The sequence below is a fragment of the Tardiphaga sp. genome (genome assembly GCF_025356345.1).
Taxonomy (GTDB): Bacteria; Pseudomonadota; Alphaproteobacteria; order Rhizobiales; family Xanthobacteraceae; genus Tardiphaga.
In genome coordinates, this window is sequence record NZ_JANXTC010000226.1 from 1 (window position 1) to 15,180 (window position 15,180).

A 15,180-nucleotide genomic window follows, 5' to 3' on the forward strand; every position below is an offset into this window, starting at 1 on the left:
GCCGGTGCCGGAGCCGACGTTGCCGCCGAGATACCAGCCGGTCCAGTTCGCGGCCACCAGCGGCGCGTAGGCCTTTTGCCACCGATGTTGTAGTTCAGACCGACGCGGAAGATGTTTTCGCGGATTTCGGTGTTCAGGACCTGGGCGGGCAGGAAGCTGTCCGACTTGTTGCCGAGGTTCAGATAGAGATATTCGATCTTGCCGGTCCAGTTGCCGCCGAGCGCCGCTTCGACGCCGCTGCCGACCGTCCAGCCGCCCTGGGTGCGGTTGCTTGAGAATGCCGCCACGCCGCCTTCGGTGACCGAGGTCTTGACGTTGCCATAGGCATAACCGCCGGTGAAGTAGCTGAGCACCGGGCCGTGGGCGAGGCCGATGCGGCCGCGAACGGTGCCGAACCAGTCAACCTTGGAGCTGAAATTCGTGGTGCCGAAAAAACCCGCGACGCTGGTGCGGTTGTCGCTCAGGCCAGCGCCCTGGATGTCGGCTTCGATGCCGTACACCAGCGGGCCGAACAGCGAGCTGGTCTGCCAGTTGTAACCGGCCTGCACGCCGCCGAGCGCGCCCTGCGGGGCGAGATAAAGCGAATCATTGGTGAAGTTGCTGCCGGTGCGGTCCCGGGCAATGCCGACACCGACATTGGCGCCGAGGTAGAAACCGGTCCAGTCATAGACGGCCATCACCGGCGCCTTCAAATAGGGAGCCTTGGTGGCCATGTCGGCCGCTTGTGCGCTCACGGCAGTTCCAACGAGCATCGCACCGGCAAGAAGTCGCTTCATGGTCAAACCCCAATCCAAATTGAATTTTTAGACTACGGGAATCGTTGCGAATTGGCTGTATCTGGCAGGCCACACTGCTTGACATTGCGGGGCGGCTTATCTCCGAAAAACGTTCCGTTACGGCCTCTGGATACCGTCAGCAAATTATTTCGTCGGGTTTTACCATCAGTCTCTTCCCTGGCGTGCATCCCGCGGACCATCGCACGGCGATTCGCGGCGGCACGATGTCGCAACGCTGCGAAGGGATTGCCAACCTTGATCGGCCCGCACAGGATGCGGTCGTACCAGTCGGGACCAACCTGGCGGCTCGAAAAAAAAACGGCCCGCACCAAGCGGAGTCCGGTTCAGGGAGAAACCTCATGCCTTCGCGTCACAATTCCCTTTGTTGGGTCGCGGCGATCGTCGCGCCGCTGATCGCCAGCCAAGCCGTTGCCGCCGACAAGAAATACGATCCCGGCGCCAGCGACACCGAGATCAAGCTCGGCCAGACCGTGCCGCATTCCGGTCCCGGTTCGCTCTATGGCGTGCTCGGCCGGGTCGGCGAAGCCTATTTCCAGATGCTGAACGAGAAGGGTGGCATCAACGGCCGCAAGATCAAGTTCTTCACCATGGACGACGCCTACAGCGCGCCGAAGGCGGTGGAGGCCACCCGCCGGCTGGTCGAGCAGGAAGAGGTGCTGGCGCTGTTCGGGTCGCTGGGTACCGCGCCACAGACCGCCGTGCACAAATATCTCAATTCCAAGGGCGTCCCGCAGCTGCTGCTCAATACCGGCGCCTCGAAGTGGAACGATCCCAAGAACAACAAATGGACGATGGCCGGGCTGCCGCTGTACCCGACCGAGGCGCGGATCCTGGCCAAATACGTCGTTGGCGTGAAGCCCAACGCCAAGGTCGGAATTTTGTACCAGAACGATGATTTCGGCCGCGACTTCCTCGGTCCGTTCAAGGATGAACTGGCCAAGGCCGGCGGCACCGCCAAGGTGATTGCCGAGGTCACCTACGACCTGACCGACCCGACGATCGATTCCCAGCTCATCAATCTGGCGAAATCCGGCGCCGATGTGTTCTATAATATCACCACCGGCAAGGCGACCTCGCAGGCAATACGCAAGGTAGTCGAGCTCGGCTGGAAGCCGCTGCAATTGCTGTCGGCGGGCTCGACCGGCCGCTCGATTCTCAATGCCGCGGGCATCGAGAATGCCAAGGGCATCGTGGCGATCCGCTATTCCAAGGAAGTCGGCGTGCCGCGCTGGGAAAACGATCCCGATGTGATGGGCTTCGAGGCGCTGCGCAAGAAATATCTGCCGAACATCGACCCCGACAATACCATCGCCTATGCCGGCTACGGCCAGGCGGTGACGATGGCGGAAATCCTGCGCCGCTGCGGCGATGACCTGACCCGCGCCAACGTCATGAAGGTGGCATCTTCGATGAACGACTTCCACTCGCCCTACATGCTCGACGGCATCACCTACAGCTTCACCCCGGACAATTACACGCCGATGAAGACACTCTACATCTCGGTCTTTAATGGCAAGGACTGGGATATTTCCGACAAGCCGGTGACGGAATAGGGCGCTGGCCTCCCCACGTCATTGCGAGGTCAAGGAAGTTGGCTTGCCAACTTTCCCCCTTTGCGAAGCGACGCGGCAATCCAGTCTTTGACTTGCCATCAAGCAAGGCTGGATTGCTTCGTCGCAACGGCTCCTCGCAATGACGGGGGTGAGTGCCTAGCTTCACCTGGTGCCGACCCGTAAATCCGTTCCACGTGATCTGCTGCCCGACATCTTCACGCGCTGGTTCGCCGCGCGGGGCTGGTCGCCGCGCGAACATCAGCTGGCGCTGCTGCGGAAGGCGCAGGACCATCGCGCCGCGCTGCTGATCGCCCCCACCGGTGCCGGCAAGACGCTGGCCGGATTTTTGCCGACATTGGTGGAACTGAGTGGCGGCCGAGATGACGCTTCGGTTTCATTCCCCACTCCCCCCGGCGAAGCGAAGCTTCGCGGGTCCGAGCCACCCTCCCACACGAGGGGGGAGGGGAGGGGGAACGCCCTCGTCTCCACCGGCCGCGGCGTGAGGAGCGGACGCGGGCTGCACACGCTGTACATCTCGCCGTTAAAAGCCCTCGCCGTCGATATCGCGCGCAATCTGGAGACGCCGATCGCGCAGATGAAGCTGCCGATCAAGGTCGAGACCCGCACCGGCGATACGCCGGTGTCGCGCCGCGCGCGGCAGCGGCGCTATCCGCCGGATATTTTGCTGACAACGCCGGAACAGCTCGCGCTGTTGCTGTCGTCGGATGATGCGCCGTTCCTGTTCTCGTCGCTGAAGCGCGTGGTGCTCGACGAACTGCACGCGCTGGTGACCTCGAAGCGCGGTGACCTGCTGGCGCTTGGCATGGCGCGGTTGTGGAAGCTGGCGCCTGACATGCGCGCCATCGGACTGTCCGCCACGGTGGCTGAGCCGGAATCGCTGGCGCGTTTTCTGGTGCCGCAGGATCATGGCGAAGTGGTTTCCGCCGATATCGTGGTGGCCGGCGGCGCCGCGGCGCCGGTGGTCGAGATGCTCGACACCCGCGAGCGGTTGCCCTGGGCCGGCCATTCCGCGCGGCATGCGCTCGGCGAGATCTACGACCTGATCAAGGCCAACAAGACCACGCTGGCGTTCGTCAACACCCGCAGCCAGGCCGAGATGCTGTTTCAGGATCTGTGGCGGATGAACGACGACAACCTCGCCATCGCTTTGCATCATGGTTCGCTTGATGTCGCGCAGCGCCGCCGCGTCGAGGACGCGATGGCCGCGGGGAAATTGCAGGGTGTGGTCTGTACCTCGTCGCTCGACCTCGGCGTCGACTGGGGCGATGTCGATCTGGTGATCAATGTCGGCGCACCGAAGGGCGCCTCCAGGCTGATGCAGCGGATCGGTCGTGCCAACCACCGCATCGACGAGGCCTCGCGCGCGGTCCTGGTGCCGGCCAACCGCTTCGAGGTGCTGGAATGCCGCGTCGCCATCGACGCGGTCGCGGAGAATGCACAGGACACGCCGCCATTGCGCATCGGCGCGCTCGACGTGCTGGCGCAGCATATTCTGGGATGCGCCTGCGGCGCGTCGTTTCTCGCCGACGACCTGTACACCGAGGTGCTGTCGGCGGCGCCCTATGCCGAACTCAGTCGCGCCGATTTCGACGATACGCTCGATTTCGTCGCGTCCGGCGGTTATGCGCTGAAGAGCTATGAGCGCTTCGCCCGCATCAAGCAGGACAAGGCCGGCCGCTGGCGCGTCACCAATCCAAAGGTGCGGCAGATGTACCGCATGAATGTGGGCACCATCGTCGAGGACACCATGCTGCGGGTGCGGTTGGTGCCTGGCGGCGGCCAGGGCAAGGGACGGCGCGCCACCGGGGCGCTGGCGCGCGGTGGCCGCATGCTCGGCCAGATCGAGGAGTACTTCATCGAGAATTTGGTCGTCGGCGATACCTTCGTGTTCGGCGGTGAGGTGGTGCGCTACGAGACGCTGGTCGAGGACCAGGTCTATGTCTCGCGCGCCAATGACAAGGACGCCAAGGTACCGTCTTATATGGGCGGCAAGTTTCCGCTCTCGACCTATCTCGCCGAGCGGGTGCGCAAACTGCTCGATAATGAGCGGGACTGGGCTGGACTACCGGACCAGGTGCGTGAATGGCTGTCGCTGCAGGCCCATGTCTCGCATGTGCCCGGGGTCCGCGAGTTGATGGTCGAGACCTTTCCGCGCGCCGACAAGCATTATCTCGTGTGCTATCCGTTCGAGGGCCGGCTCGCGCACCAGACGTTGGGCATGCTGCTGACGCGGCGGCTGGAGCGCGGCCGCGCCCGCCCGCTCGGCTTCGTCGCCAATGAATATGCGCTGGCGGTGTGGGGGCTCGGCGACATGTCGCACATGATCCGCCATGGCAAACTCGATCTCGACGCGCTGTTCGATCCCGACATGCTCGGCGACGATCTCGAAGCCTGGCTCGCGGAATCCGCTTTGATGAAGCGGACCTTTCGCACCAGCGCCGTGATCTCCGGCCTGATCCACACCCGCTTCACCGGCGCCGAGAAATCCAAGCGCCAGGTGCTGTTCTCGACAGACCTGATCTACGACGTGCTGCGCAAGCACCAGCCCGATCACGTGCTGCTGCGCGCGGCGCGCGCCGATGCCGCCACCGGGCTGCTCGACATCCGCCGGCTCAGCGACATGCTGGTGCGAATCCAGAGCCGTATCGTTCACAAGGAACTGACGCGGGTGTCGCCGCTGGCGGTGCCGGTGATGCTGGAAATCGGCCGCGAACAGGTGTACGGCGAAGCCTCGGACGAGTTGCTGGCGGAAGCCGCCGAGGAACTCGTGAAGGAAGCCATGTCGTAGCTGTGGGATGGGTAGAGCGTCTTCGCAAAATCCATCAGCCCCGCGCGACGCAAAGATGGGTTTCGCGGACGCTCTACCCATCCTACAAGAGACCATGCACGCCGAATCGAACTCCGCCGAATTCAGTACCGTCGACATCGCCGGCGTCACTCTGGTCGCCGATCTGTCCGGTGCGCTGTACTGGGAAGAGCAGCGGCTGCTGGTGGTCTCCGACCTGCATCTCGAAAAGGGCTCGAGCTACGCGTTGCGCGGTGTGCTGCTGCCTCCTTATGACACCATCGCAACATTGGGACGACTGGGCGCGGTGATCGCGCGGCACGACCCGCGCACCGTGATCGCACTCGGGGACAGTTTTCACGATCGCCATGCCCATGACCGGCTGTCGCAGCCGAACCGCGACGTGCTGGGCGCGCTGCAAGCGCGCCGCGACTGGATCTGGATCTCCGGCAATCACGATCCGGCGCTGCCGTCCGATCTCGGCGGCGTGGTGGCGCAGGAAGCGACCATTGGTCCGCTCGCGTTTCGCCACGAGCCGACCGGTGCTTTAGGCGAGATTGCCGGCCATCTGCACCCCAAGGCGCGCGTCACGACGAGGGGCCGGTCGATGGAACGGCGCTGCTTTGCCAGCGACGGCCAGCGCGCGGTGATGCCGGCATTCGGCGCCTATACCGGCGGCCTCAACATTCGCGATGGCGCCTTCGCGAAGATCTTCCAGACCCTTGGTTTCGTCGCGCATGTGCTCGGGGACCGCAAGCTGCACGCCATTGCCGCATCGCGCTGCTGCTAGCCGCGCGCCGGAGTTCAGCCCGCTTTCCGGATCAGGTCGTGCGGCGGGATCTCCAGAAGCGTGGACTCCCTGGCCGGGCTCGCATGGTTGAGATGGTCGACGAGGTCCGCCGTCGTCGAGCGACGGGTCAACATCATGCAGGTCGCATCGGCGGCCCGGGTCGTATGCCAGACGCCGGGACGCATGCAGATTCCAATGCCGGGCGACACCTGGTACGCGCGCAGCGTCGACAAGTCTGGGGCCTGGTTGTCGTCACTCAGGCAAAGGATCTGGATGATGTCGCCTCGGAGCGGAATCACCGCCTGCTGGGTCAAATGATGCACTTCGAGCCGGGATATCGGCGAAGTCGCATCGCGATACGCGACCCACAGGACCTCTGTGTCGCCTCCCGTGCCCGGGTCGAAGAAGTGCTCGTGCCAGAAGTCGGTGGCCGGACTGCGGAATTCCAGCGGGTTCTTCTCCAGCGGATGAGGCTGGCCGAGGACCCATCCGAACGGCTCGAACGCCGCATCGCTCAGGACTTCGACGGGGACGGCGCGGGATGTCGGCATGGATATCTCCTCAATCTCGCAATTGAGCAGGGCATCCCTGGCGTGGCAACAACGCATTCCTGGTGCCGCAGTGGTCATCCCCATTGCCAGTTCCTGATTTGGAACATTACTTCCCGCGGCAGGTTGCTGCATGCCGAGGAACAGGGACTGCGATGTCAGACGAGTCAGACGCCATCAAATCCAATCTCGACGAGCAGCGTCTGGAGAAGTTCCGTCTCAAGGGTTTCTTCAAATCGCTTGGTCCCGGCCTGATCACCGGCGCCTCCGACGACGATCCCTCCGGTATCGGCACGTATAGCCAGGCCGGCGCGCAGCTCGGTTACGGTATCGGCTGGACCATGCTGCTGACCTTCCCGCTGATGGCTGCGATCCAGGAAATTTCCGGCCGGGTCGGCCGCGTCACCGGGCGCGGCATCGCCGGCAATGTCTGCCGGCATTATTCGGCGACGTTGCTGAACGTGATCGTGGCGCTGCTGTTCATCGCCAATACCATCAACATCGCCGCTGATCTCGGGGCCATGGCCGACGCCACCAGGCTGCTGATCGGTGGTCCCGGCATGGTCTATGTGCTGGCCTTCGGCCTGCTCTCGGTGGCGGCGCAAATCTTCTTCGATTACAGGCGCTATGTGGCGGTGCTGAAATGGCTGACACTGTCGCTGTTCGCCTATGTCGCGGCGCTGGCGGTGGCGAAAGTGCATTGGGGCGAGGCGTTGACCGGCATCCTGCTGCCGCGACTGAGCTGGAGCGAAAGCTACCTCACCACCATCGTTGCGATTTTCGGGACCACCATCTCACCCTATCTGTTCTTCTGGCAGGCTTCGCAGGAGGCCGAGGACGAGCGCATCGATCCTGCCAAGCATCCCCTGATCGAAGCACCACTGGAGGCGACGATGGAATTTTCCAGGATTCGCGCCGATACCATCATCGGCATGGCGTTCTCGAACGTGATCGCGTTGTCGATCATCATTACCGCCGCGGCGACTCTGCATGCCAATGGCAAGATCGACATCGAAAGTTCGGCGCAAGCCGCCGAAGCGCTGCGGCCGATCGCCGGCGCCTTCGCCGAGATCGTCTTTGCGCTCGGCATCGTCGGCACCGGGCTGCTGGCGATTCCGGTGCTGGCAGGGTCGACCGCCTACGCCGTCGGAGAGGGCCGGCGCTGGACCGTCGGCCTCGACCGCAAACCGCGCGAGGCGGCGGCGTTCTATTCGGTGCTGGCGCTATCGGCGATGATCGGCATCGCGTTGAACTTCACCTCGATCAACCCGATCCAGGCGCTGTACTGGAGCGCCGTCGTCAACGGCGTATTGGCGGTGCCGGTGATGTTCCTGCTGATGGTGATGTCGCGGCGGCGTGACGTGATGGACGAATTTGTCATCAAGGGGCCGCTTTACTGGCTGGGCTGGCTTTCCACCGCGGCGATGACGCTGAGCGTGGTCGCGATGGGCGTGGGAGCGCTTTTGTAGCGCTCCGTCATTGCGAGGAGCCAAGCGACACGGCAATCCAGCGGCCCAAGCTCGGAAAAAAACCGGATTGCTTCGTCACAAGAGCTCCTCGCAATGATGGCCTAGAACTTCCGATTTAATCTCTTCTGAACACCACCGAAGCCATCCAGCCCGTCATCAGTGCCATCAGGGCGGTGAGCAGGCCGTAGACGAGGCCATGGTTGCGCGCCGCGTTGGCGATGAACTGTTCGAAGCCGACCTTGACGATGTCGAAGGCGGTGTCCGCCTTGGTGATCAGGGCGCCGTCGGAAAACAGCTTGATCTCGATCTCGTAGGTGCCGATCGTAACTTCGGCCGGCAGTGGAATGCCGGTACGGAACAGCGTCGGCGTGAGAAAGGTCACCGCCGAGGTGGCCTCGCGGTACAGGCCGTGCTCGGTGCGCAGCCGCACGAAGGCGCTGCGGAACGGATCGGTGGCGACGACATCGGCGTAGTCGGTGCCGATGCGCTGGGTCAGCAACACATTGGTGAGCCCGAGCTGTTGGCGGCGCTGCACCTCCGGCGCGGCGATGGCGTCGATCGGCCGGTTGGCAAACACGGCCAGATAGGATGGCACCTGCAGGAATTCGCGGGAATCGGTGTTGATCCAGATCCCGAACCGGCGTTCCTTGCGCCGCGTCACCAACTCGGCGCGCGGGCCACTGATGGTGACGACGAGGTCGTAATTGCCGCGATTGGCCGGTGTCTTGTCGTCCTTCTCGACCGAGCCAAACAGCACCAGCTCCTCGCCGGAATAATTCGGTGTCACGGTGACGCGGTGGTTCGACACCGAGACGATCAGCCGTTCCGCGCAAGCGGGGACCACGCCGGTCAGTAGTGTCAAAATCGTCGCGGCAAGGGCGGCGCAAAACCTCATCCGGCGCCTCCGGTCTCGCGGATGGTGAACAGGTCCTCGGGGCGGATCACCAACTCGACCGCGAAGCGGATGCCGACCGCGAGGATCAGGAGGCCGAGCAGCAGCCGCAAATGTTCGCCGCGGATCTTCTGGCCGGCGCGGGCGCCGAATTGCGCGCCGGTGACGCCGCCGACCATCAGGATCAGCGCCAGCACCGCGTCGACCAGATGGTTGGTGGCCGCATGCAGCAAGGTGGCGAACAGCATCGTCACCAGCGTCAGCACCATCGAGGTGCCGATCACCGTCGAAGTCGGAATCCGCAGCAGATAGATCATGATCGGGATCAGGATGAAGCTGCCGCCGATGCCCATCACCGCGCCGATGAAACCGATCAACAGGCCGGTGACGATGATCGGGATCACTGACAGATAGATTTTCGAGCGCTTGAAACGCATCTTCAGCGGCAGGCCGTGAACCCAGCCATGGCTGCCGGAACGCCGCAGCGGCACGTTCTCGCCGCGGCGGATCCGCAGCATCGCGCGCAGGCCCTCCCAGAACATCAGCCCGCCGACGGTCGAGAGCAGGACCACGTAGGACAGCGCGATCAAGAGGTCGAGCTGGCCGAGATTGCGCAGCAGCGTGAACACCCAGACGCCGAGCGCGGTACCAACGATGCCGCCGGACAACAGCACCAGCGCCAATGTCGGATCGATGGCGCGACGCCGCCAATAGGACAACGCGCCGGAAAACGACGAAGCCGCGATGTGGCTGGCGACCGAGGCGACGGCGACGGCGGGGGCGATGCCGACGAAGATCAAGAGCGGCGTCATCAGGAAGCCGCCGCCGATACCGAACATGCCGGACACGAAACCGACCGCGGCGCCCATCGCCAGGATGAGGAGCACGTTGACCGGAATGTCGGCGATCGGGAGATACAGCTGCACGCGCGTTCGCTTCGGGATGGGCCCTGAGGAGGCCGAAACCGCTCACGGCATGGTTCTGGAGGCGACGCGGGACGCGCGCCGCGCCCCCTCTTAAACGAAAACGGTCGTTGAAGGGATTAAAGAAACCGGCAAAGACGGGATTTCTCCGTTCTGTCGTTCCGGGATGCGATAAACGGCAAAGCCGGATGGCGCAGACTCGGAAATTCGCGCTGTTCCGCGCCCTCTGAATTCCGGCTTCACGCGCGGCCGCCGCCGCGCTGGCCCTGGAATGACAAAGCCTATTTCGCCGCGCGCTTGGCGGCAACCGGCTTGGCCAGCGCCTGCGTGCCGTCCCAGCCGCCGGTCGGCGCTGCGACGTTGATGGCGTCGTCGGGTTGGCCTTCGGGGGTGAAGTTCTGCAGCGCCAGCCTGGCGGCGGCCAGCGACTGCGGGTCGAGCCGCTTGGCGATGTCGTCGCGCTTGCGGCTGGCGTCGCTGTCGCCCTGGGCGGCGGCGAGGCTGAACCACTTGAAGGACTCGGCGAGGTTCTGTTCGACGCCGATGCCGCGGGCATAGAGGATGCCCAGATTGAACTGGCTGTCGGCGACGCCGCGCTCGGCGGCCTTTCGGAACCAGAGCGACGCGCTCTTGTAGTTGGCGCCTTTACTGCCGCCATCGGCGTCGAGCACGGCCAGGTTATGCATCGCCTTGGCATTGCCGCGCTCGGCGGCCAGCACGTAATAGCGGCGGGCGACGTCGAGGTCCTTCTTCACGCTGAGGCCCTTTTCATACAGCGTGCCAAGTCGGAACATCGCTGGCACGACGCCGGCCAGCGAGGCGCGGTCATACCATTTGGCGGCCTCGTCGTAATTTACGGCGACGCCCTTGCCCTCGGCGTAGCGAACGCCGATTTCGAACGCGGCCGAGGCGTCGCCGCGCAGCGCGGCGCTGCGCAGCGTCGCGCCGCCGATGGCCTCGGGCAGCCGCTCGGAAGCGGGAATCGATACCAGCGCCAGCTTTCGGTTGCTGGCGGGCAGTACCGGCGCAGCGCTGGCGGACAGCGGCGCGGCGATGCTGCCGGTGACGTCGGCGTCGGCGGTCGAGGCATAGCTCGCCGTCGCCGGCGGGGGGGTGACGACCGGCTTCGCGGTTTCCGCGACAAACGGGACGGGCGCGGCCAGCGACTGCCGGCCGATCGGGGTTGGCGAGGTCATCGATGGGCCAACCGGGGCCGGGACGACGGGGCGGGGTTGCGTCTCGGCCGGCTCCGGCGGCGCCAGTGGCAGACTTTCGCGGACGTTATCGGCGACCGGGGCTGGCGCGCCGCTGTCGAGCAGCGCCATCGCCATCTTGAACGAGCCGAGCACGATCACCACTACGCTGGCGCCGACCAGCAGCGCGCGGATCTTCGAGGTGATGGTCGAGCCGCCCTTGTCGCCGGCGGACGCGGCCGTCTTGGCCTTGGATTTGGCCGCGGCCGGGGTCCCGGCGGCGGCGGCCTGCGCGGCGCGGCGCGCCGCTGCGATGAAGCTCGAAGCTGCCACCGGTTCAGCATGGGCTGGGGACAGTTCGCTGATCGCATCCTCGGAGGCGGCAATGCGCTCCGACGGCGAGCCGGTACGGGGCTGCGGCCGGGTGCCGGGCTCGAGCGGATGATCGGGCGGCAGTTCCGAATTGACGGCCGGGCGCGACGAACGCTCGGCCGCGGCAGCAACCGGCGTTGCCGCGCCGGAGGGAGGTGCCAGAATATCGCTGATCGCCTTCGGCATGGTGAAGGCTGGCGCGGGCTCGTGCGAGATCGCAGTGGCCGCGAATTCGCGCGGCGCGGCGTCGAAATGCACCTGTGGCGCACGGACTTCGATGGCGGATGGTGCCGACTGCGTCTTCAGGGGGTTGAGCAGCGTGTTCGGCAGCACCGGGTTCTGCAATTGCGGGCGTGCCGGTGGCGTCGCGGCGGCGGAGGCGGCAGCCTTGGTGGCGGGCGTCGACGGCACGGCAATGACGGGCGGGGCGGCCGGCGCAACTGGCTTGGCGGCCTCGGCCGCCACGGCCGTCGGGGCCACAACAGGAGCCGCGGCCGGAGCCACGATGGGGGCAGTGATCACCGCCGGAATGGGCGCCGGCGCGGGCGCAGGGACAGCGCTGGGCGGTGCCATCGGCACGGTGCGCGCGGAGCGCAAATCGCCTTCGATGATCGCCAGCCGATCGACCACATGGCCAAGCGTGCTGTGCACGACTTCGAGGGAGTCCTGGGTATGGCGGTCGGTTTCCGACTGGCTGAAGCGGAAGTCGGATAGTTCGCGCTTGATGGTATCGACCAGAACGGGGTCCATCACCGGCGCGGTGTTGCGACTCTCCGCCAGCGCGGCGATGGTCGCCTGTTGCCGCTCGAGATGGCGCAGCACGTCCTGCAGCCCGTCCTCGACCCGGCCGAGATTTTTAGCACCGGGATCGGTGACGGTCTCGATCCGCTCCAGCAGGTAGGTCACCCGCTGTTCGAGATGGGCAAAGGCCGATGAGCTGTCATTGCCGACCGGCAGGTGGTCGAGCCGGCTCGACAGCGCCTGCAGCGCCACTTCGAGGTGATCGGAACTTGGTGGCGCTTCCGGCCGCTCGCGATTTTCCAGCGTGCTGGTCAGCACCGCGATGCGCTGCTCGAGCGCGGCGAAGGAATCGCCGTAATCGGGCCGCGCCAATTGGTCGACCTTCGACGACAGCGAATGCAGGTCGTCGCTAAGGCGTCCGAGCGCCTCGTTGGAGGCCACATTCGAAACGATCGCCCGCAGCGCGCCGATCGCGCCCTCGAGCTGCTGCCTGGTCACGGGATCGTCGCTGGAGCGCAGGATCAGGTCGATCTTGCCGCCCAGATTGCGGATCGCATCATCGAAGCCGGCGAGCTGCTCGGCGGGCGTGAGCGTCAGCAGGGTTTCGCGGATCTCGCCAAGCGCGCGCTCGACGCCAGCCAGCGCCTGCGCATCGATGCCGTTGTCGCGGCTCTCCTCGATGCGGCGGCTCAGCGACTGGATTTCGGTCTCGACCGACTCGATGGCGCGGCGCGGCATCGCCTCGGTGATGACGTTGCGGATATCGGCGAGTTCGACCCGGAAGGCCGCGATCGATTCCTCGATGCCGGTGTCGGGGCGCTGCAGTTCGTCGATCTTGGTGGTGATCTGCAACAGCTGGCGTTCCAGCCCGGAGATGTCGGGCGCGGGCGGCAGCGGTTCAGGGGCCGGAGCGGGCGGCGCATAGGCCACAGGTGCGATCGGTGGCGCCTGGCGCGGGGACATCCGCGGCACGCCGTCCAGTTCGCCCTGGCGCGCGGCGATCTCCGCGATGGCGAAGTCGAGCGAGAACGGATCGATCGGCGCATGCGCGCTGTAGACCTGCGCGGCGGCGCGCTCGACCATGTCGGCGTTGTGCGCGAATTCCGGCATCGGCGGCGCGTAGCGCGCGGGTTCGCTGATCTGTGAAAGCCGGGCGTCGAGGCGCGAGATCGCCTCGTTCAACTGTCGGGCAACGCCGGGCTCGCTGCGCAGTGCGGGCCGCGAAAACTGGTCGATCTGGCGGGTAATGGCGTCCAGCCGCTGATGGATTTCGGCGACGTCGGCGACGTCGCGCGGCGGCAGCGATGGCCGCGGCGCGGGCTGGAACGGGTCATGACGGGGCCGCGCATTGGGAGAACTGAAATTGGAGGCGGTCTCGCCGATCGTGGAGTTCAGCCAGTCGCCCAGCGACATGCCGGCGCGGCGCGCAGCGGCTTCCGCCCGCTCGCGGACCGATGGCTCGATCCCCTCTACACTCCACGATACGCGCGAATTCATGCTTCCGTCCGGTTCAAAGCCTGGCGCAACTGCACCCCCCAGACCTTCCCGCACGTCCCGTTCGATAGAAGATCGGATCCCGCGCAGGTCGTCTGCCACTGGATTCGACTTTTTAGTGTTACGGTAAATAACGGGTTAAGGAACCGGCGCAGCCTTGAAGTTAATCGGCGCGGTGGTCCGGATTGCCGAATTCTTCGCGTGCGTTAGCGCGCACATGGGTTGCGATGGCGGCTACTGGCCGTCCGGCATCGCGACCACGTTGCTACGGCCGGACAGGTTAGGCAGCGCTTCGAGTGCTTCCTCACACCAGTCCGCCACCATCCGTTCGTGGCGTAGCCCCATCCGCAGCAGCAGCAGCTTGCCGGTGTCGGTGGGCGGAGCGGTGCCGTGCGGGAAGCGCTTGTTGAGGATCCGATCGTAGCGGTCGGCGCGGTCGCGGTGGTGCTCCATGCGGGCCATCAGGTCGTCACGCAGCGGCCCGATGTCGACGCTGTCGAGTGCGTACAGTCGGACCAGGAGATCGTCCTTCATCGAGGCCGGGCTGCTCGGCCGGGCCGCCCAGTGCCGCAGCGCGGCTCGGCCCTCCGCTGTCAGGGTGTAGACCAGCTTGTTCGGCTTGCCGGATTGCACAACCTCGCGGCCCTGGACGTGGCCACGGTCGCGCAGTCGCGACAGTTCACGGTAGATCTGCTGGTGATCGGCCTTCCAGAAGAAGCCGATCGAGGCGTCGAAGGTCTTGGCGAGCTCGTAGCCCGTCATCGGACATTCGGTCAGGCATGCGAGGATTGCGTCGCCAAGTGCCATGAGTCCCACCTCGATCTGGTTAGACTTGACTTTATGCATAATAACGCATATGCGTCAATGTGCATATCAACGCGCGGGGAGTGATCCCCGTGCGGCTTTGCGGGAGGGGCCGTCGGATGACCATGAATTCGCTGGATAGATGGTATGCCTGTATCGCTTCGCATGACCATGTTGCGCTCCGGGATCTGCTGCATCCCGATGTGGTGTTCGAGAGCCCCGTCGTGCACACCCCGCAGCGCGGACGGGACATCACTTTCAAATATCTGTCGAGCGCCGAGCAGGTGCTGGGCGGTCCGGGCTTCGCCTACCGCGGCGAATGGCGCAGCGCCAACGGCGCGGTGCTGGAATTCGAAACCGAAGTCGAGGGCATCCGGATCAATGGCGTCGACATGATCACCTTTGACGAGGATGGTATGATCACCCATTTCAAGGTGATGGTGCGGCCGCTCAAGGCGGTCAGTCTGCTGCATCGGCTGATGGGCGAACAACTGGCGCGGCAGGGTGGTGACGCCGCTGTCGCAAGGTCGCAATCATTGTCCTGATACGAATTACCGCGGGCCTCCGGAAACGGTAAGGTCCATCCTTGAAAAAAGATTACTGTGCTGCATGAGCCCCGTGCCTGGGGCTGTCAGCCAGTCGGGAGAACGCCATGCCGAGTTACAAAGCCCCCCTGGAAGATGTTGGTTTCCTGCTCGATGACGTGTTCCAGTTCGACCGCTACAACAACCTGCCGGGGTTTGCCGATGCGTCGGCCGATGTCCGGGGCGCGATCCTGGAAGAAGCCGCCAAGCTCAG

Annotated in this window: 12 protein-coding genes; 6 read left to right on the forward strand and 6 right to left on the reverse strand. The window is 65.0% G+C overall.

What is annotated here, in order from left to right; all coding sequences use genetic code 11:
* Positions 1–734: outer membrane beta-barrel protein (locus Q0S16_RS13730; protein WP_366517830.1), on the reverse strand; the 734-nt coding region annotated here is incomplete at its 3' end.
* Positions 735–1,135: 401 nt separating this feature from the next.
* Between Q0S16_RS13730 and Q0S16_RS13735 the strand changes: the two genes are divergently transcribed.
* From Q0S16_RS13735 to pdeM, 3 genes are all read left to right on the forward strand, one after another.
* Positions 1,136–2,350, forward strand: coding sequence for an ABC transporter substrate-binding protein (locus Q0S16_RS13735; RefSeq protein WP_295849114.1), 1,215 nt, complete (start codon positions 1,136–1,138; stop codon positions 2,348–2,350).
* Between the two features lie 169 nt (positions 2,351–2,519).
* Complete coding sequence (locus Q0S16_RS13740; RefSeq protein WP_295849115.1) at positions 2,520–5,159, forward strand: ligase-associated DNA damage response DEXH box helicase; 2,640 nt, start codon at positions 2,520–2,522, stop codon at positions 5,157–5,159.
* A 94-nt stretch (positions 5,160–5,253) separates the two neighbouring features.
* Entirely contained in the window at positions 5,254–5,946 is a 693-nt protein-coding gene (gene pdeM / locus Q0S16_RS13745) for a ligase-associated DNA damage response endonuclease PdeM (RefSeq protein WP_295849117.1), read from the forward strand.
* Between the two features lie 14 nt (positions 5,947–5,960).
* On the opposite strand, the gene Q0S16_RS13750 is transcribed toward pdeM, so the two are convergent.
* Complete coding sequence (locus Q0S16_RS13750) at positions 5,961–6,581, reverse strand: ureidoglycolate lyase (protein ID WP_295849119.1); 621 nt, start codon at positions 6,579–6,581, stop codon at positions 5,961–5,963.
* A gap of 68 nt (positions 6,582–6,649) precedes the next feature.
* On the opposite strand from Q0S16_RS13750, the gene Q0S16_RS13755 reads away from it, so the two are divergent.
* Positions 6,650–7,963, forward strand: a complete 1,314-nt coding sequence (locus Q0S16_RS13755) for a divalent metal cation transporter (RefSeq protein ID WP_295849120.1) — start codon at positions 6,650–6,652, stop codon at positions 7,961–7,963.
* A 115-nt stretch (positions 7,964–8,078) separates the two neighbouring features.
* On the opposite strand, the gene Q0S16_RS13760 is transcribed toward Q0S16_RS13755, so the two are convergent.
* From Q0S16_RS13760 to Q0S16_RS13775, 4 genes are all read right to left on the reverse strand, one after another.
* Positions 8,079–8,858 (reverse strand): TIGR02186 family protein, encoded by a 780-nt coding sequence (locus tag Q0S16_RS13760; protein ID WP_295849121.1) that lies wholly within the window; start codon positions 8,856–8,858, stop codon positions 8,079–8,081.
* The gene (locus Q0S16_RS13765) at positions 8,855–9,781 is read right to left on the reverse strand and encodes a sulfite exporter TauE/SafE family protein (protein ID WP_295849123.1); all 927 of its coding nucleotides are present in this window, start codon (positions 9,779–9,781) and stop codon (positions 8,855–8,857) included. Before Q0S16_RS13765 ends, Q0S16_RS13760 begins: the two co-directional genes overlap by 4 nt.
* A 278-nt stretch (positions 9,782–10,059) precedes the next feature.
* The gene (locus Q0S16_RS13770; RefSeq protein WP_295849126.1) at positions 10,060–13,581 is read right to left on the reverse strand and encodes a hypothetical protein; all 3,522 of its coding nucleotides are present in this window, start codon (positions 13,579–13,581) and stop codon (positions 10,060–10,062) included.
* Positions 13,582–13,812: 231 nt separating this feature from the next.
* Positions 13,813–14,385 carry a PadR family transcriptional regulator gene (locus tag Q0S16_RS13775; RefSeq protein ID WP_295849128.1) on the reverse strand — a complete coding sequence of 191 codons (573 nt, stop codon included), beginning with the start codon at positions 14,383–14,385 and terminating at the stop codon, positions 13,813–13,815.
* 116 nt (positions 14,386–14,501) lie between these two features.
* Here Q0S16_RS13775 and Q0S16_RS13780 point away from each other — a divergent pair, with 116 nt between their 5' ends.
* Positions 14,502–14,927, forward strand: coding sequence for a nuclear transport factor 2 family protein (locus tag Q0S16_RS13780; RefSeq protein WP_295849131.1), 426 nt, complete (start codon positions 14,502–14,504; stop codon positions 14,925–14,927).
* A 107-nt stretch (positions 14,928–15,034) separates the two neighbouring features.
* A partial coding sequence (locus tag Q0S16_RS13785; RefSeq protein WP_295849134.1) for an acyl-CoA dehydrogenase N-terminal domain-containing protein occupies positions 15,035–15,180 on the forward strand: 146 nt, incomplete at its 3' end.

Bases quoted from the DNA above. Each gene is read 5' to 3' on its own strand.
- Q0S16_RS13735 (WP_295849114.1), top strand. From the start codon at position 1,136: ATGCCTTCGCGTCACAATTCCCTTTGTTGGGTCGCGGCGATCGTCGCG.
- pdeM (WP_295849117.1), top strand. From the start codon at position 5,254: ATGCACGCCGAATCGAACTCCGCCGAATTCAGTACCGTCGACATCGCC.
- Q0S16_RS13750 (WP_295849119.1), bottom strand. From the start codon at position 6,581: ATGGGGATGACCACTGCGGCACCAGGAATGCGTTGTTGCCACGCCAGG.
- Q0S16_RS13755 (WP_295849120.1), top strand. From the start codon at position 6,650: ATGTCAGACGAGTCAGACGCCATCAAATCCAATCTCGACGAGCAGCGT.
- Q0S16_RS13760 (WP_295849121.1), bottom strand. From the start codon at position 8,858: ATGAGGTTTTGCGCCGCCCTTGCCGCGACGATTTTGACACTACTGACC.
- Q0S16_RS13770 (WP_295849126.1), bottom strand. From the start codon at position 13,581: ATGAATTCGCGCGTATCGTGGAGTGTAGAGGGGATCGAGCCATCGGTC.
- Q0S16_RS13775 (WP_295849128.1), bottom strand. From the start codon at position 14,385: ATGGCACTTGGCGACGCAATCCTCGCATGCCTGACCGAATGTCCGATG.
- Q0S16_RS13780 (WP_295849131.1), top strand. From the start codon at position 14,502: ATGACCATGAATTCGCTGGATAGATGGTATGCCTGTATCGCTTCGCAT.